At 61.9% G+C, this 17,334-nt stretch carries 12 protein-coding genes; 8 read left to right on the top strand and 4 right to left on the bottom strand.

What is annotated here, in order from left to right; all coding sequences use genetic code 11:
• Window positions 1–85: 85 nt before the first annotated feature.
• The 6 genes from WI754_RS02865 (at window position 86) to WI754_RS02840 (ending at window position 9,899) form a co-directional block, all read left to right on the top strand.
• Entirely contained in the window at window positions 86–1,228 is a 1,143-nt protein-coding gene (locus WI754_RS02865) for an iron-containing alcohol dehydrogenase (RefSeq protein WP_349436133.1), read from the top strand.
• A gap of 2 nt (window positions 1,229–1,230) precedes the next feature.
• Window positions 1,231–2,730 (top strand): aldehyde dehydrogenase family protein, encoded by a 1,500-nt coding sequence (locus tag WI754_RS02860; protein WP_349436132.1) that lies wholly within the window; start codon window positions 1,231–1,233, stop codon window positions 2,728–2,730.
• Between the two features lie 11 nt (window positions 2,731–2,741).
• Window positions 2,742–3,863, top strand: coding sequence for a mandelate racemase/muconate lactonizing enzyme family protein (locus WI754_RS02855; protein ID WP_349436131.1), 1,122 nt, complete (start codon window positions 2,742–2,744; stop codon window positions 3,861–3,863).
• Between the two features lie 193 nt (window positions 3,864–4,056).
• Window positions 4,057–5,652 (top strand): phosphoethanolamine--lipid A transferase, encoded by a 1,596-nt coding sequence (locus tag WI754_RS02850; RefSeq protein WP_349436130.1) that lies wholly within the window; start codon window positions 4,057–4,059, stop codon window positions 5,650–5,652.
• Window positions 5,653–5,919: 267 nt separating this feature from the next.
• Window positions 5,920–8,523 (top strand): bifunctional lysylphosphatidylglycerol flippase/synthetase MprF, encoded by a 2,604-nt coding sequence (gene mprF / locus WI754_RS02845; protein ID WP_349436129.1) that lies wholly within the window; start codon window positions 5,920–5,922, stop codon window positions 8,521–8,523.
• Window positions 8,520–9,899, top strand: coding sequence for an AcvB/VirJ family lysyl-phosphatidylglycerol hydrolase (locus WI754_RS02840; protein WP_349436127.1), 1,380 nt, complete (start codon window positions 8,520–8,522; stop codon window positions 9,897–9,899). The genes mprF and WI754_RS02840 overlap by 4 nt, the downstream gene beginning before the upstream one ends.
• Before the next feature lie 52 nt (window positions 9,900–9,951).
• Here the strand turns inward: WI754_RS02840 and WI754_RS02835 are convergent, their stop codons facing one another.
• The gene (locus WI754_RS02835; RefSeq protein ID WP_349436126.1) at window positions 9,952–10,347 is read right to left on the bottom strand and encodes a hypothetical protein; all 396 of its coding nucleotides are present in this window, start codon (window positions 10,345–10,347) and stop codon (window positions 9,952–9,954) included.
• A gap of 277 nt (window positions 10,348–10,624) precedes the next feature.
• Here WI754_RS02835 and WI754_RS02830 point away from each other — a divergent pair, with 277 nt between their 5' ends.
• Window positions 10,625–12,943 carry a rhodanese-like domain-containing protein gene (locus tag WI754_RS02830; RefSeq protein ID WP_349436125.1) on the top strand — a complete coding sequence of 773 codons (2,319 nt, stop codon included), beginning with the start codon at window positions 10,625–10,627 and terminating at the stop codon, window positions 12,941–12,943.
• Window positions 12,944–13,823: 880 nt separating this feature from the next.
• On the opposite strand, the gene WI754_RS02825 is transcribed toward WI754_RS02830, so the two are convergent.
• The 3 genes from WI754_RS02825 to rocF form a co-directional block, all read right to left on the bottom strand.
• A complete protein-coding gene (locus tag WI754_RS02825) occupies window positions 13,824–14,303 on the bottom strand; it encodes a chemotaxis protein CheW (RefSeq protein ID WP_349436124.1) in 480 nt (159 codons plus the stop codon).
• A 277-nt stretch (window positions 14,304–14,580) separates the two neighbouring features.
• The gene (gene rocD, locus WI754_RS02820) at window positions 14,581–15,786 is read right to left on the bottom strand and encodes an ornithine--oxo-acid transaminase (protein WP_349436123.1); all 1,206 of its coding nucleotides are present in this window, start codon (window positions 15,784–15,786) and stop codon (window positions 14,581–14,583) included.
• Window positions 15,787–15,816: 30 nt separating this feature from the next.
• On the bottom strand, window positions 15,817–16,752 hold the full coding sequence (gene rocF, locus WI754_RS02815) for an arginase (protein WP_349436122.1): 936 nt from the start codon (window positions 16,750–16,752) through the stop codon (window positions 15,817–15,819).
• Between the two features lie 138 nt (window positions 16,753–16,890).
• On the opposite strand from rocF, the gene WI754_RS02810 reads away from it, so the two are divergent.
• Window positions 16,891–17,334: an Lrp/AsnC family transcriptional regulator gene (locus tag WI754_RS02810; RefSeq protein ID WP_349436121.1), complete on the top strand. Its 444-nt coding sequence runs from the start codon at window positions 16,891–16,893 to the stop codon at window positions 17,332–17,334.

Raw genomic sequence — 17,334 nt, 5'->3', positions numbered from 1 at the left:
TGGCCGAAAAATGCCCGTGTTTGAAAATATCAGATTGTGATGCAGGCTGGAAGCAGCATCAAACATGCATTGCAGGTTCACCACCGTGGCTTTTTCCACTTCCTTCGTTCCCGAAATTCGTTTCGGCGAAAATATTCACGAAACGATCGGTACCGCTGCCTCGTCCTTTGGTGCGAAAACCGCCTCCATCGTCATCGACGGCTTCCTTGCCCGATCGGGGCTCGCCGGTCGCATCGCAACCCAGTTGCTGGCCGAAGGCATCGAGGCGCGTGTCTTCTCCGATTTCACTGGTGAGCCGAAGATCGCCCATGTGCGGCGTGCGACCGAGGCGGTCACGGGCGCGGATGTGGTGATCGGTATCGGCGGCGGCTCGGCACTGGACATCGCCAAGATCGCCGCCTGTTGTGCCGCCTCCGGTGAGGATGCCATGCATTATGCGCTCGCGGCCAATCCGCTACCGAAGGACCCTCTGAAGAAGATCATGGTGCCGACGACGGCAGGGACCGGATCGGAAACGTCCGCGACCAACATTTTCACCGGGCCAGCGGGCAAGAAGCTCTGGATCTGGGGTGCCGAGACCAAGGCTGATCTCGTGCTGCTTGACCCGGCGCTGACGGCGACGCTGCCCGCCAATCTCACCGCCTGGTGCGGTATGGACGCTTTCATCCATGCTTTCGAGGCCGCCACCAACCGCAACACCCATGCCGGCGGCAAAATCTATGCGCATGAAGCCCTGCACCTTGTCACCGGCGCGCTGGAAACAGCCGTCAACGAACCCGACAATATGGACGCGCGCGGCAAAGTGTTGCTCGGCTCGTGCTATGCTGGCATCGCCATCGACAATTGCGGCACAGCCGTCGCCCACACGATCAGCCATGCGCTGGCGGGCCTGGCCCCCGTTCACCATGGCCTTGCCACCGCGCTTGGCTTCGAGGCCACGCTTGCCTGGCTGGTCGAGGCCGATACCGCCGATCTCAATGCGGCTGCAAAAGCCTGCGGTCTTGCCAAGGCGGCGGATCTTCCGGCTTTCGTCTCGGGTCTGATGGATCGCTGCGGCATTGTCCGTGCCCTGCCGAAGGCGTTCGAAGCACTCGATTCGGGCGCGCTTGCTGCCGAGATGAAGGCGCCGGAAAACCAGCCGATGCGCCGCTCTTCCATCCGCGAGGTCAGCGATGAGGACATCGCCGATTTCGCCGCCACCATCATGTCCCTTCCGAAGGCCGCCTGATCATGACCAAGCTCTATACCCGCGACTACTGGGAAAACGTCCTTTCGGCCCTCAAGCCGGAAGGCCGCCATTTCATCAACGGCGAGTTGTCGCCGTCCTCGTCCGGCGCGACCTTCACCCGGACGCGTCCAATGGACGGCAAGCCTGGCGCCACGCTTGCACGCGGCAATGCCGCCGATATCGATCGGGCAGTGGCGGCCGCCCGCGCAGCCTTCGAGAGCGGGGTCTGGCGAAAGAAGGACCCGGCGGAGAAGAAGAAGATCATGCTGAAATGGGCGCAGGCGATCCGCGACCATGGCGACGCGCTGGCGCTGCTCGAAACGCTCGATGTCGGCAAACCGGTCATGGCCTCGCTCAATGTCGACGTGCGCCTCTGCGCCGATGGCATCCAGTTCTACGGCGAGATGATCGACAAGCTCTACGACGAGGTCGCACCGACTCCACCGAGCGAGCGCGCCATCGTCCGCAAGGTGCCGATCGGCGTCATCGGCGCCATCACGCCGTGGAACTACCCGATGATCATCGATGCCTGGAAGCTCGGGCCGGCGATTGCCGCCGGCAACTCCGTCGTGCTGAAGCCGGCCGAGCAGTCATCGCTGTCTGCCATCCGTCTCGCCCAGCTCGGGTTCGAGGCGGGGCTTCCGGCTGGCGTTCTGAACGTCGTCACCGGCTATGGCGAGGAAACCGGCAAGCCCTTAGCGCTGCACATGGATGTCGACATGATTGCGTTTACTGGCTCGACCGAGGTCGGCAAGCTGATCATGGGTTATGCCGCGCAATCCAACGTCAAGCGCGTGGCGCTCGAACTCGGCGGCAAGTCGCCGCTCGTGGTCTTCGCCGATGCCGATCTCGACGCCGCCGCCTCAGCCGTCGCCTGGGGCTGTTTCTACAATTCGGGAGAGACTTGCCATGCCTCGACACGGCTCATCGTCGAGCGTTCGGTGCAGGATGCACTGATTGCGAAGATCGAGGCCGTGACAAAGAGCGATATCGCCCTTGCCCATCCCTTCGAACCGTCGGCTCAGATCGGCGCGCTGATCGAGGAGGAGCACATGATCAAGGTCCTTTCCATGATCGCGGCGGGCGAGAAGGAAGGTGCCCGCCGTGCCTTCGGCGGCGAGCGGACCCTCTCGGAAACAGGCGGCTACTACGTTTCCCCTGGCGTCTTCGTCGACATGACCAACGACATGAGCCTCGCCCGTCAGGAAATTTTTGGGCCCGTTCTCGCTGCCATCCCCTTCGACACCGAGGAGGAAGCCTTGAGGATTGCCAACGACACGATCTACGGCCTTGCCGGCGCCGTCTTCACCAGGGACATGGACCGCGCCCATCGCTTCTCCGAGGCGATCCATGCCGGCACCGTCTGGATCAATACCTACGACATGTCGAATTTCGCGACGCCCTTCGGCGGCTTCAAGCAGTCCGGTTTCGGCCGCGACCGCTCGGTGCATGCGATCGACAAATATTGCGACTACAAGACCATCTGGCAGCATTTCGGCTAAGGAGCAGGCGCATGAGCAAGATCGTCTCCATCGAGATCACCCATCATCGGCTGCCGCTCGACCCGGCGTTCAAGGCGAGCTGGGACGGCCGGCCGCGAAAACATTTCGATGCGACGATCGTCCGCGTCCGCGATGACGAGGGCCGCGAGGGGATCGGCTCCGGTGACCTGATGAAGGGCTTCGAGGGTCATGAGGATCTCTTCATCGGACAGGACCCGCGTCATCTGGAGCGGCACTATGAGGTGCTGTCGCACATCAGCTTCCATTATGGCCGCTGCTGGCCGCTGGATCTGGCGCTCTGGGACCTCTCCGGCAAGATCACTGGCGAACCGGTCTGGCGCATGCTCGGCGGCCGGGCTGACAAGGTCCGGCTCTATGCCTCCTCCGGCGTCCTGCGCGAGCCGTCGGCCATGGCCGATCAGGCCGAGGGTTACATCGATGAAGGTTTCCCGGCGATGAAGGTGCGCTTTTCCTCCTCGGCCGGCGGCCGCGGCAGCTGGAAAGCCGATGTGAAGGCGCTCGAAGCCATCCGCGCCCGCGTTGGCGACCGGGTGGAGCTGATGGTCGATTGCAACCAGGGCTGGCGCATGCCGTGGGACACGACGCTGGCATGGACCTTCAAGGATGCGCTGGCTGTCGCGAAAGAGCTGGAAAAGCTCGATATCTACTGGATGGAGGAGCCGCTGTTCCGCTCCGACCGCGAAGGCATGCGCCGTCTCTCCGATGCCACCAGCGTGCGCATCGCCGGCGGTGAGATGACCCGCGAACTCTATGAGTTCCGCGACATCATCGAGGCGCGCGCCTTCGATGTCGTCCAACCGGATGTGGCGCTCACCGGTGGCATCACCGGCTGCCGCCGTCTCGCCTATCAGGCCCGCGAGGCTGGCGTGATGTTCACGCCGCACTCCTGGACCAACGGTATCGGCGTGCTCGCCAACGCCCACCTCACCGCCGGCGCCGGCGATGCGCCTTTTCTCGAATATCCCTATGACAATCCCGAATGGAGCGAGGAGCGCCGCGACTACCCGATGGTCTCGCCGCTGAAGCACAAGGACGGCTGGCTGGAGCTCGGTGAAGCGCCGGGGCTGGGCGTGGTGCTCGACGAGGAGCGGCTGAAGAGGACACAGGTGTAAGGGGCTTTTTTCCGCCCGGCGGTCGGTTGCCGCCAAGACACCGGTCAAAGACTTTGCTGACGTTCAGCTTATTGTCAGCAGTAAAGCACAGAAGGAACGGATCGTTGTGATCCTTCCTTTGTCGCTGGAGCAAACTTTGAACCGTTTCTTTCCCGGGCGCCCCACCTTGGGGAGCATACCGTTAAGCCTGCTCGTGGCCGTTTACATCCTGATCGTCCTCAACCTCACATTCTGGAACGACGCCTTCCATGTCTTCGGTGGGCTGCACGGCGCATTCTACATGTTCGCCGCCGCGATCATCTTCCTCGTGTTCGCCGGTATGATCCCTTTTTCGGCGAAGTATCTGATCAAGCCGTTCCTTGTCTTCCTCATCATCGCGGGCGCCATCTCGTCCTACTATACGGATTTTTTCGGCGTGGTGATCGACAAGGAGATGATCAGAAATGCCGTGGTCACGACGCCTGAGGAGGCCAGCCATCTCGTCACCGCAACCTTCATCAAGCATGTGATTTTATACGGTGTCCTGCCATCGGCGCTGGTCCTGGTGACGCGGGTCAAGCATCGGCCCTTCATCAGCAAATTCTTTGTCAATCTTGCCGCCGTCATCGTCTGTTTGACGCTTTGTGCCGGGCTTGCTTTTGCAAACTACTCGGGCCTCTCGTCGAACATTCGCGAACACCGGGACATGATGGCGAAACTGACCCCGTTTTCGCCCATTACCTCGGCCATCGGCCTTGTGGTCAGCTCGTATCACGAGATCGGACTTGTACGGGCTCCTCTGGGGACCGACGCCAAACTCGGCCCGGTCATTGCCAAGGCGCAAAAACCCGTCGTTACCGTCATCGTGGCCGGCGAGACGGCGCGCTCCATGAATTTTTCCCTCAACGGGTACGAAAGAGACACCAATCCTGAGCTGGAGGCTCGGGGTGTGACGAACTTCACGCAAACGACGAGCTGCGGGACGGCGACCGCGGTGTCGTTGCCTTGCATGTTTTCGGTCTATGGCAAGAAGAACTATTCGGACAGGAAGGCGCGGTCGACCGATACATTGATGGACGTGCTGCGCCGCGCCGGGATCGATGGCTATTGGTGGGACAACAATACCGGCAGCAAGGGTATTGCCGACCTGATCAGCTTTGCCAGCGTCACGAAGCAGAAGAACAGTCCCTATTGCAAGCAGGGCGAATGTCTGGACGATATCTTTCTTGACCAGCTCGACAGCAAACTCGCGAGCATCACCAGGAACACCGTCATCGTCCTCCATCAACTCGGGAGCCATGGCCCGGCCTACTATATGCGGTACCCGGAAGAGTTTCGGCGATTCGTGCCGGATTGCCGCACGCCACAATTATCCGATTGCAGCCGCGAGGCGATTGTCAACGCCTACGACAACACGATCCTTTACACCGATCATAACCTGGCCGCGGTCATCGATCTTCTGAAAAGGCATCAGAGCAGCGTCGATGGAGCGATGATTTACATGTCGGATCACGGCGAATCCCTGGGCGAAAACGGCTTGTTCCTGCACGGCGCACCCTACATGTTCGCGCCTGCCGAACAGACGCATGTTCCATTCATCGCGTGGTTTTCGGACGCCTATGCCCAGTTGATGAACCTGAACAGGTCCTGCCTCAATAAATATTCCGACGCGGCCACCTCGCACGACAACCTGTTTCATACAGTCCTGGGAATGATGAATGTCGAGACCAAGGTCTACAATCCGGACCTCGATGTCTTTGCTGCCTGCCGATCGGTAGCTACGGAGAGTCAGTTTGGGGTTGGCTCATAACGGGCATGACCCGAACCAGACACAGGAGATCAGATAAGCTGCCGCGCCCCTCAAATCCTTGGTCTGATGGCCGGCAGTCGTATTCGTGCCGTGTGGGCGAGGTAAATCCTCAACGCCGGTCGTCGGGAATATTCAGCACATGCCGCAGGCCTTGCGAGGCACGGCGTCGGCGTCGCTAGATTACAGGAAGTTCACTTTTTTGCAGTGCGAAGCGGATGTATACCCTCGCCAATGCTGGAATTCCCAGCAGCATCGGCAAGGTGTTGCATGACAGATATTCCCGATCGGACCGAGGCGAGCGACGAAACCGCCGTTTCCCCGTTTCAGCGTTTGCTCCGCAACAGATGGCTCTTGAAAGGCGGCGCCACCGCCATCATCCTGCTCATTATCGGCTTTGCCATCGTCCAGCTGACGAGTGAAGTCCGTTATGACGATGTCGTATCGGCACTGCGGGCAACGTCCTGGCAGTCGATCGCTTTCGCCATTGCGTTCACTGGTCTGAGCTTTGTCGCGCTGACATTCTATGATCTCGGCGCGCTCATTTATGTGAAGCGCAGGCTGCCCTATGCGGACGTGGCCTTGACGGCGTTTGCCGCCTATGCGGTCGGAAATACCGCCGGTTTCGGTCCCTTGAGCGGCGGCGCCATTCGGTATCGGGCTTATTCCCGGCTCGGTCTGAAGCCTGAAGAAATCGCCGGCGTGATCGCTTTCGTCACGCTTGCTTTCGGACTGGGACTTGCTAGCATTGCCTCATTCAGCCTTCTGGCCATCGCGCCAGAAATTGCGCCGCTGGTCGGGCTTGATCCTTCCTGGCTGCGCGTCATCGCCGTGATGGTGCTTGCCGGCCTTGGCGGCCTGATGGTCGCGGGCCGGGACGGTCGCGTTCTGCAGGTCGGCGGCATGACGCTCAGACTTCCCGATTCCCGCACCGCGTCGCGCCAGTTTCTCGTCTCCGCCCTCGACATAGCCGCTTCGGCGACGGTGTTGTACGTGCTCCTGCCCGGTGGGATCATGGGCTGGCCGGCTTTCCTTGCCGTCTATTCGGTTGCCGTCGGGCTCGGCGTACTTAGCCACGTTCCGGCAGGCCTCGGTGTTTTCGAAACCGTCATCATCGCGGCTCTGGGTCAGACGGCAGATGTCGACGCCGTGCTTGGCGCGTTGATGCTCTACCGGGTGATCTATCATGTGCTGCCTCTGCTGCTGGCGGTCGTCGTCGTCATCGGCGCCGAGGTGCGCGGCCTGTCTCGCCGTCCCGTTGCCTCCAGCTTGCGCCGTGTTGCCGGGCGACTTACCCCGATACTCCTTGCCACCCTGGCGCTCGTGCTCGCCGCGATGCTGGTTTTTTCCAGCGTCACGCCGACGCCGGACGAAAACCTGGCGTTCCTGTCCAGCTACGTTCCGCTTCCCCTCCTGGAGGGGGCGCATTTCCTGGCAAGCCTGCTCGGCCTGGTGCTGGTGATCGTTGCGCGCGGCCTTGCACGGCGGCTTGACGACGCATGGTGGGCGGCGGTGGTGATCGCTTCGGTTGCCTTGCTCCTTACGCTCATCAAGGCCGTGGCGCTGGTCGAGGCCGGCCTCCTGGCCTTCTTCGTCCTCAGCCTGCTTGCCACCCGCCGCATCTTCGACCGGCCGGCAACCTTCACCAGCGAACCGCTGACCCCGTCCTGGCTTTCGGCCATGCTGGCGCTCTGCATCTTCGCCGGCACCGTGCTCTTGTTCGTCTACCGCGATGTCGAATACAGCCACAGCCTGTGGTGGCAGTTCGAGCTTTCGGCTGAAGCGCCGCGCGGTCTTCGCGCGGTTCTCGGCTTGACGATCTTTTCCGGTGCCGTGGCGTTGTGGAGCCTGCTGCGTCCGGCCAGGGGGCTCATGGATGTCTCGTCCGAAGATGCGCTTCGCAAGGCGACCGCCATCGCGGCGAAACAGGATATGTCCGACGCCAACCTCGTGCGGATGAAGGACAAGAGCCTCATGTTTTCGCCGGACGGGCGCGCTTTCATCATGTATGGGCGGCATGCGCGTTCGTGGATCGCACTTTTCGATCCAATCGGCCCGCGCGACGCCTGGCCGGACCTGATCTGGCAATTTGTCGAGGCGGCGAGGGCCTGTGGCTGCCGGCCGGTCTTCTATCAAGTTTCGCCCGCCGGCCTGTCCTACTATGCCGATGCCGGCCTGCGCGCGTTCCGGCTCGGCGAATTGGCGGTGATGGATTTGACGGCATTCCAGCTCAAGGGCGGCAAATGGGCCAGTCTGCGCCAGACGGTCAGCCGCGGGCAAAGAGACGGGCTGGAGTTCGAGATGGTCGAACCCGAAGGGGTGCCGGCGATCATGGACGCGCTTGTCGCCGTTTCCGACAGCTGGCTTGCACACCACCGGGCAAAGGAAAAGGGCTTTTCGCTGGGCGCTTTCGACGCGGACTATATCGCAGGCCAGCCGGTTGCCGTTCTCAGGGTCGATGGACGAATCGTCGCTTTCGCCAATGTCCTTGTCACCGATACGCTCGAGGAGGGGTCGGTGGATCTCATGCGATTTTCTCCGGATGCCCCCAAGGGATCGATGGATTTTCTGTTCGCCTCGCTGATGGAATTTCTTCGCGACAAAGGGTTCAAGACTTTCAATCTCGGCATGGCCCCTTTGGCAGGGCTTTCCGCCCGCCGGTCATCGCCCGTTTGGGACAAAATCGGGCGAACCGTCTTCGAGCACGGCGAACGCTTCTACAATTTCAAGGGGCTAAAGGCCTTCAAATCGAAGTTTCATCCGCACTGGCAGCCCCGCTACATGGCGGCGGGCGGCGGGATCAATCCTGTCCTCGCCCTGATGGATGCGACATTTCTCATTGGCGGCGGCGTAAAGGGGATCGTGAAAAAATGATCTGGAAAACCATGGTCCGCACAGCGCTGGGCGCCTGCCTGCTTCTTTCCGCGACCGGCGCGCGGGCGCAGGATACGTCAGGCTTCGACACGGGCATGATTCCCGCCCCGCATATAATGATGCCGGATGGTGCCCTTGCCGCGGCGGTCTTTTTGATCTCCGACAAGACCGGCTGGTCGGAAAAGGAAGATGCGCTGGCAAAGACGCTGACGGGAGCGGGCGCGCTGGTGATCGGCATCGATCTCCCGGCCTATCTGGCATCGCTTTCAAAGGATGATGGCGATTGCGTCTACATGGTGTCCGACATCGAGGCGCTGAGCCAGGAGGTCCAGCGGGCGGCAAAGAACGGCAACTATCGGCTGCCGATCGTCGCGGGTGTCGGCGCGGGCGGCACGCTTGCCCTAGCGATCGCCGCGCAGACGCCTGCCGCGACGATCGGGCAGACGCTGGCCGTCGATCCCGAGGCCGGCATCGCGTTGACGAAGCAGCTGTGCACGCCCGCCGACAAGCAGACAACCGGCGGTCGGATGATCTACGGCCTGACCGACGGGCCGCTGCCCGACCCGGTCACCGTGCTGTTCACCGGCGCGGCGCCGGCGGACGGACGGGCGCATGTCGCCACATTGACTGCCAAGCACAGCGATATCCAGACAACAGAGACGGACGACGATACGTGGGCGGCTCTGTCGGACACGCTGTCTGCGCTCATTTCCGCGTCGGCGGATGACGACAACCCGCTCGGCCTGCCGCTGACGGTGCTCGATGCCAAGCCGAGCCGCGACACGATGGCGATCATCTATTCCGGCGACGGCGGCTGGCGCGATATCGACAAGCAGGTCGGCGACGTCCTCCAGCAGCAGGGGGTGCCGGTGGTCGGGATCGATTCGCTGCGATATTTCTGGTCCGAGCGCCAGCCGCAGGAAACCGCGGACGATCTCCACCGCATCATCGCGTTCTATGCCAAGCGCTGGAACGTCAAGCATGTCCTGCTGGTCGGCTATTCCTTCGGGGCGGATATCCTGCCGAGGACATACAATCTGTTGCCGAAGGTTGACCGCGAGCGGGTCGCGCAGATCTCGCTGATGGCCGTCTCGCATCAGGTCGACTACAAGATCTCCGTGCTCGGCTGGCTTGGCGCGACCGGATCGGACGGTTCTGGAGATCCGGCGGACGACATCGCGAAAATCAATCCTGCCCTTGTTCAATGCATCTACGGGACGGACGATGAAGACGATCTCTGCCCGACGCTGGCCGGCACCGGTGTCGAGGTTCTTTCAATCGACGGGGGTCACCATTTCGACGAGGACTATCCGGCGTTGGTGAAGCGCATTCTGGGTGGATTTGATCGCAGGCTGATTGCCAGGTCGGGGCCCTAGAGCAATGCCGAATAGGTGAGGCGGCCTCCTGCCGCGGGTGTCAGGTTTGGGCTCACCTCTGGCTCGTTCTTCCGCTCGGAATGCTGCTGACGGTCGCCGACACCGGGTCGCTTGCCGGGAAGGTGTCTTCCAACCCCTCGTCGAGCTCTTCCTCGAGGGTGGCCCGGTCATGGGCCGAGCGCGCGCTTCGCAAGGATAGCACGGCAGGTGACACTCCATCCGAGGCGGTCGCTGGCTGCGCGCTGTCGGCATCCTCAATATCGGCAGTCTGCTCGAAGGTCGCCACCTGTAGCATCATCGCCCTGGCTTTGTCGACCGCGTTCTGCCGGTTGAGGTCGCCGCCTTCGTCCTTATGCATCTGAACGGAGATGACATCGCCGCCCTCGCCGACGAATTCGACGATCATGATCCCGGGCTGCTGATGAACCTGCGTGCCGATCACTTGCATGGAAATCACCTCCTTGACGTGTTGTCGGATGATAACCGCCTGGACGAGGCTTTGTTCCGCCAGCCCGGTCTGTTGGGCCTCTCCGAAGCGCCAGGCGGGACGCAGCGTTTTCCGCCGCGGCCGCGATCGAAGCCTTATCCGGACCATTTATGTCATTTCTGCTCGTCCCGCCGGGCAAAGGGGAGTAATATAGAAATCGCTAATACGCGGTGAAAAATCCCAATCGGCCAAGGACCCAGGAACAGGCTTTCAGTGCCGTGTTCGAGGAGGCTGTGCCATGGTGACAGATCATGCGGAGCGGCGCCTCGTTGCCATTCTCGCCGCCGATATCGTCGGCTACTCGCGCCTCGTCGAGGCGGACGAGGAGAATACTCTTGCCGCGATCAAGGCCTTGCGATGCAACGTGATTGATCCGCTGTTGAACGAGTATCACGGACGTATCGTCAAGCTGATGGGCGACGGTATCATCGTCGAATTCGGCTCTGTAGTCGATGCGGTTGCCTGCGCCGTTGCGGTTCAGAAGGGCGTTATCGAGCATCAGGCGGATGTACCGCCGGAACGGCGCATCCTCTTTCGCATGGGGATCAATCTCGGCGACGTCGTGGTCGAGGGCGACGACCTGCTGGGCGACGGCATCAACGTCGCTTCCCGCCTCGAACAGCTGTGCGAGCCGGGCGGATTGTTCGTCTCCGGCACGGCCTATGATCAGTTGCAGGGAAAACTGGGCCTGCCGCTTGAGTTCATCGGCGAACAGCGTGTGAAAAACATATCGAGACCCGTGCGCACCTATCGTGTGCAGTTCGATGGTTCGGCGCGACGCCGGCGCGACGCCTCCCGTGGCACGCGCGCGTGGGGATTTGCTGCCGCCGCGCTTTTGTTGCTTCTCGCGGTTGCCTCGGCCGTCTGGCTTCGTCCGTGGGCGCCGAGCGCCGGAACGGCGGCGGCGGATCACCAGGTTCTCGCACTGCCGGACAAGCCGTCGATAGCGGTGATGCCGTTCGACAATCTGAGTTCCGATCCCGAACAGGTCTATTTCGCCGATGGCATGACGGAGGATCTCATCACGGATCTTTCCAAACTGTCCGGCATTTTCGTCACCTCGCGCAATTCCACTTTCGCCTACAAGGGCAAGCAAGCGACGCTGCGACAGGTCGCGGAAGAGCTTGGCGTGCGATACGTGCTGGAGGGCAGCGTACGGCGGCAGGGCGACCAGGTCCGCATCAACGCTCAGCTCATCGATGCACGCGGGGATCATCATCTCTGGGCCGACCGCTACGACGGCCCCATGGGCGATATTTTCGCATTGCAGGACAAGGTCATCGGCGAGATCGTCTCGGCGCTCACAGTCGAGCTCACCTCCGCGGAAAAGGCGGCGGCCGCGCAGGTGGAGACCCGTAGTCCGGAGGCCTATGACCTCGTTCTGAAGGGATTGGATCACCTGCGTCGCGGCAATGAAGAGGAAACGCTGATGGCGACCCCTCTCCTGGAAAAGGCGATCGAACTCGATCCCCACTACAGCCGCGCATACGCAGCGCTCGCCATGGCGGATTGGCGGATGGCATCCTCCAACTGGGAATCGGCCAATCTCGGCTTCGAGAAGGCGATGGAGCGCATGAAGGAGAATCTTGGGCTTGCCATGCGCAAACCCAATGCGCTCGCCTATGCAATCTCCGCGGAAGTGATGGCGAAGCAAGGCCATTACGACGAGGCCTTTGCCGAAATCAACCGCGCGATGCAGCTCGCTCCAAACGATCCTGAAAATCACGTCAGCAAGGCGCGCATTCTTAACGCCACCGGACGCGGGCCCGAGGCCGAACAGGAAGCGCGCCTCGCCATGCGGCTCGATCCGCAATATCCGCCGAGCTATCTGCGCGTTCTCGCTTTGGCGCTGTTCCATCAGCAAAAATACGAGGAAGCGCTGAAGAACCTTCAGGTCGTTGTCACCCGGCAGTCGGATATCGCCGAGGATTACGCAACGATCGTTGCGTGTCTCGGCCATCTCGGGCGCGCCGATGGCGTGAAGGCCAATATCGACAAATTCGACGCGCTCAACGTTTCCGCCGGCTATTTCCCTTTGACGGTGCAGGAGATGGGATGGTGGTGGTACGGCGATGTGTTCGACTATGACAGGACCTATCGTGACCGGCTGCAGGACGGCCTGCGCAAGGCCGGCGTCCAGCCAGGCGCCGGCATCGATATTCCCTATGATGCCTACGCAGGGTTTATCAGCAAGACGAACGGCGAATACAACGTCCGGGGCACGACCAAGATCGATGCTCCCACAGCCAAGCGGCTGCTCGATCGCGGCGTCAAATTGATCGATGTCCGCAGCGCCCTGAGCTTCGCCCGTTCCCATGCCGCCGGCGCCATCAACATACCTGTCGTCACCGTCCTCTCGAGAGAGGCGTTGGCGAGGGTCGCGCGCAAGGACGAGGAGATAATCTTCTCCTGCCACGGCAAATATTGCGGCGACTCGGCCTACTCGTCCGCCAAGGCGCTCGTGTGGGGATACACGAATGTCTACCATTTCGCCGGTGGCTTCCCCGCCTGGGAGGACGCGCGTTACCCTGTCGTCAATGAGTCAGCGAACAACTGAGGCGCAAAGTGAGGCGGGCTGGCCGCGCCAGAGTGTCCCACTCCCCTTGTGGGAGAGGACACAAAATCAACATTTTAGCCGAAGGCTAAGTGATAGAGTTTGTCGGTGAGGGGATCCGTCTGCGAGCCCGCAATTTCCCCGCCCGTCCCCGCCGCGAAAACCTGTGCCATGATCGACCTGTTCCGTCATCGGCTACCCCGCGAGGCGTCGCGGCGAGGCGGGACCGGTGCCGGGTGGGGGACGGTCGTAAGCTTCCATCCGGTGGACTGTCAGAAAATGGTTTTCCTCTCGTCTGAAACAGGACGGGGCGTGCCTGTGAGGCACACATGAGGAGCGGCGACTGGCGTTGTGTGAGCAATGCCTTTCGTGGCGTCGCGGCGAAAACCGTGAGCGTCACCCGTACCGGAAAAAGGTGCCGCCATCCCCGCAGAGAAACCGGAGTTGCCAGTCGACGAACGCTGAACGGCGCGCTGGAAGGCGTCATATTAAATTACTTAGTCTCGGCACTTTTCAGCGCCCCGGCCAAGTGAACGACAAGTAAAACCATGGGGATTTTTCCGGGCGTGGCCAAAGCTGTTTCGGCAACCTTTGGTCGCCGCATAGCGGCGGGTGGGGGTGACCGTCAGGAGCGCACGAAAGTCATCCCACCCCGTCGCTTCGCGCCGACCCTCCCCCTCGACGGGGGCGTGAAGTCAGGCCGCCGCAGATCGGCAACGAGGATTCCAGTGCCGTACGCAAGATTTTTGCAAGCTCGTGGGCCTGTCGCCGGGCGAGGATCGACGTAGCGTCTCTATCGGCGAGGATACGCCGGATACGGCAGTCGCCTGAAACAAAAAAGAGCGGCCGTTGGCCGCTCTCGTCAATTCGGTTGGGTCGCCGATCAGGCGGCCATGTCGTCCATCTCGCGTTCCTTGAACATGCGGGCGAGATTGAGGAAGCAGATCATGCCGCTCTCGTTGGCGATGATGCCTTCGGCATAGCTTTTGTCGAAGGATGTGGTGATTTCCGGAACCGGCTGCACCTGGTTGCCCTGGACCGTCAGGATGTCGGAGACACGGTCGACCACGAGGCCGATGACCATGTTGTGCACTTCGGCGACGACGATGGCGCTGCGCTCGTTGGCAACCGTCGACTTCATGCCGAGCTTATGGGCGAGGTCGATGATCGGGATGACCGTGCCGCGCAGGTTCATGACGCCGAGCACATCGGCCGGCGAATGCGGGATCGGCGTCGAGGGCGCCCAGCCGCGGATTTCGCGGATCGTCGTGGTCTTCACGCAGAATTCCTGATCGTGAAGGCGGAAGGCGATGATTTCCAGCGTCTCGCCGTCGAAACCTGCCATTTTCAGTGCATTCGTCATCTGCGGTTCCTTCCCGTTGCGGCTTTCAGCCGGCGCCACGGCGCTTGGCTCTTAACAGACCTCGGCTGCATGCTGCTGGCGCCATTGGGCATGCCTGCGCTTGCTGCGTCGGATAAATTGTCTGAAATGCCGGCTACATCCGGTCAGGGGCGATGCGTCATGCGCGGCAGATAGCCGTTCGCGCCCTGCAAAGGACATTATATCACAAATCGTTAAGAGATGCTTTTGCAGCTCGAGGAAAGCGCAGCGGCGGGTTGGCGGCCGGAGCGCTGAATGATCAAGCCGAGGCGAGAACGCCCGCCAACTGCTCGATCGCCCAGTCGACCTGGTCTTGCGTGATGACCAGCGGCGGGGCGATGCGGATCGTGTCGCCATGGGTGTCCTTGGCGAGGATGCCGCGTTCCTTGAGGGCCTCGCAATATTTGCGGGCGCCGCCCGCTTCCGGCACGAGCTCGACGGCAAGCATCAGGCCGCGGCCGCGGACGTCCTTGATGATGTTGGAGCGGATGTCCTTCAGGCCAGCCTGGAAGCGCTCGCCCATGCGGGCGGAGTTCTCGATCATGCCTTCCTCGGTCAGCGCCTTCAAGGCTGCGCGGGCGATGGCGCAGGCAAGCGGGTTACCGCCAAAGGTCGAGCCATGTTGGCCGGGCTTCAAGACGCCGAGCACCTCGGAATTCGAGAGCACGGCCGAAACCGGATAGAAGCCGCCGGAGAGCGCCTTGCCGATCAAGGTCACGTCGGCCTCGATGCCCTCATGCTCTTCGGCAAGCAGCTTGCCGGTTCGGCCAAGGCCGGTCTGGATCTCGTCGAGGATCAGCGTCACGCCGTGCTTCGAGCAGAGCGCGCGGACCTCGGGGAAATAGCCGCGTGGCGGGATGATGACGCCGGCTTCGCCCTGGATCGGCTCGATCAGGAAAGCGACGGTGTTCTCGTTGATCGCCGCGCGGAAGGCTTCGATATCGCCGAAGGGCACGGTGACGAAGCCGGGCGCGAAGGGGCCGAAACCGGTACGGGCGTCCGGGTCGGTGGAGAAACCGACGATGCCCATGGTGCGGCCGTGGAAGTTGTTCGAGCAGACAATGATCTCGGCCTTGTCGTCGGGAACGCCCTTGACCTCGTATCCCCATTTGCGGACCGCCTTGACGGCGGTTTCGACGGCTTCAGCGCCGGAGTTCATCGGCAGGATCTTGTGGCTGCCGGTGAGCGCTGCCAGTTCCTCGTAGAGATGTGCCAGCTGGTCGTTGCGGAAGGCGCGGGAGGTCAGCGTCAGCTTCTGCGCCTGCTCGACCATCGCCGCGAGGATCTTCGGATGGCAATGGCCCTGGTTGACGGCGGAATAGGCCGACAGGCAGTCGAGGTAGCGATTGCCGTCGAGATCCCAGACATAGACGCCTTCGCCGCGCGACAGGATGACGTCGAGCGGCTTGTAGTTGTGCGCGCCGAGCCGATATTCTGTTTCGATGAGTGCGTTCGTCGTGTTCATGGGGACCTCCAGTGGCTCGGATTCGTGGGCTCAGGCGCCGCGGGTCGGGCGATCGAGAATGCGGCGGCCGAACAGGCTGGCGGTCAGTTCGACGAGGATGCGGGCGCTCTTGCCGCGATCGTCGAGGAAGGGGTTGAGCTCGACGAGATCGAGCGACGAGACGAGGCCGCTGTCGCAGAGCATTTCCATGATCAGATGCGCTTCGCGGAAGGTCGCGCCGCCGGGCACCGTGGTGCCGACGCCGGGGGCGAACTCGGGATCGAGAAAATCGACATCGAGGCTGACATGCAGCATGCCGTTTGCGCCCTTAATCGTCGCGATGATCTCGTGCATGATATGGGCCATGCCGGTCTCGTCGATAGCGCGCATGTCGTAGACATTGACGCCGTGCTCGGCGATTTCCTCGCGCTCGCGGTCATCGACGGAACGGATGCCGACCTGGAAGACGTGTCTCGGGTCGACCAGCGGCCGGTCCTTGTCGAGGATCGGGGCGAATTCGGCCTGGCCGCAGAAGAATGCGACCGGCATGCCATGCATGTTGCCGGATGGCGAGGTTGTCGGGGAATTGAAGTCGGCATGGGCATCGAGCCACAGCACGAAGAGCGGGCGGTTCTGTTCCCTTGCATAGCGCGCCATGCCGGAAACCGAGCCCATCGACAGGGCATGGTCGCCGCCGAGGATCAGCGGGAACTTGCCGCCTCGCGCCGTGTCGTGGACCGTCTCATCCAATGCGCGGGTGATGGCGGCAACGATCTGCAGGTTGTTGGCCCCGGGATGATTGGCAAGGTCACGGGCCGGCAGCGGCTTCAGGTCGCCTTCGTCGGTAACGCTGTGGCCGAGGCCGGCGAGGATGGTGTCAATGCCGGCGATGCGCAGCGCTGCCGGACCCATGGCGCAACCACGGCGGCCGGAGCCTTCCTCGAGTGGGGCGCCGATCAGCGCAATGTTTTTCTTGGATTCAGCCATGATTTCCCCGCAGGTTTGCGTGATGCCGGTTTGCCCGGTTTGTGGGCGGATTATTGCCGTTTCAGATGGTAGCAAAAAGATGGAAAACTGACAGATAGAAGGCTATTATCGGCACTTTGATAAATCTGGATGAGCATAATGATAAGCCTTGACGATCTGGATCATACGCTGATCAGCGCGCTTCGCCACAATGCCCGCACACCGGTGTCGTCGCTGGCTGCGGCAACCGGTGCATCGCGTGCCACCGTTGCCGCCCGCATCGACCGTCTGGTGTCGTCGGGCACCATCGCCGCCTTCACCATCCGCACCGGCGCGGAACTTTCCGGCACCGGTGTCAGGGCTATCGTCATGATCGAGATTCACGGCAAGATGGCCGACAAGGTTGCTGCGCAATTGCGCGGCCTGCCGCAGGTCAGGGCGCTCCATTCCACCAATGGCCGCTGGGATTTCATCGCCGAGCTCGAGGACAAGGATCTCGCCACCTTCGACGAAACGCTGCGGCGCATCCGGCTGATCGACGGCATCAATCTGACGGAAACGAATATCCTGCTGAAAACGAGCAAGATGGCGACGGGGCTATAG

This window comes from Pararhizobium sp. A13, from assembly GCF_040126305.1.
Taxonomy (GTDB): domain Bacteria; phylum Pseudomonadota; class Alphaproteobacteria; order Rhizobiales; family Rhizobiaceae; genus Pararhizobium.
Note: the sequence above shows the minus strand (reverse complement) of the source record. Positions and strands in the feature narration are given on the sequence as shown.

Bases quoted from the DNA above. Each gene is read 5' to 3' on its own strand.
- rocF (WP_349436122.1), bottom strand. From the start codon at position 16,752: ATGGCTGAATCCAAGAAAAACATTGCGCTGATCGGCGCCCCACTCGAG.
- rocD (WP_349436123.1), bottom strand. From the start codon at position 15,786: ATGAACACGACGAACGCACTCATCGAAACAGAATATCGGCTCGGCGCG.
- WI754_RS02810 (WP_349436121.1), top strand. From the start codon at position 16,891: ATGATAAGCCTTGACGATCTGGATCATACGCTGATCAGCGCGCTTCGC.
- WI754_RS02835 (WP_349436126.1), bottom strand. From the start codon at position 10,347: ATGCAAGTGATCGGCACGCAGGTTCATCAGCAGCCCGGGATCATGATC.
- WI754_RS02855 (WP_349436131.1), top strand. From the start codon at position 2,742: ATGAGCAAGATCGTCTCCATCGAGATCACCCATCATCGGCTGCCGCTC.
- WI754_RS02825 (WP_349436124.1), bottom strand. From the start codon at position 14,303: ATGACGAATGCACTGAAAATGGCAGGTTTCGACGGCGAGACGCTGGAA.
- WI754_RS02830 (WP_349436125.1), top strand. From the start codon at position 10,625: ATGGTGACAGATCATGCGGAGCGGCGCCTCGTTGCCATTCTCGCCGCC.
- WI754_RS02860 (WP_349436132.1), top strand. From the start codon at position 1,231: ATGACCAAGCTCTATACCCGCGACTACTGGGAAAACGTCCTTTCGGCC.
- mprF (WP_349436129.1), top strand. From the start codon at position 5,920: ATGACAGATATTCCCGATCGGACCGAGGCGAGCGACGAAACCGCCGTT.
- WI754_RS02840 (WP_349436127.1), top strand. From the start codon at position 8,520: ATGATCTGGAAAACCATGGTCCGCACAGCGCTGGGCGCCTGCCTGCTT.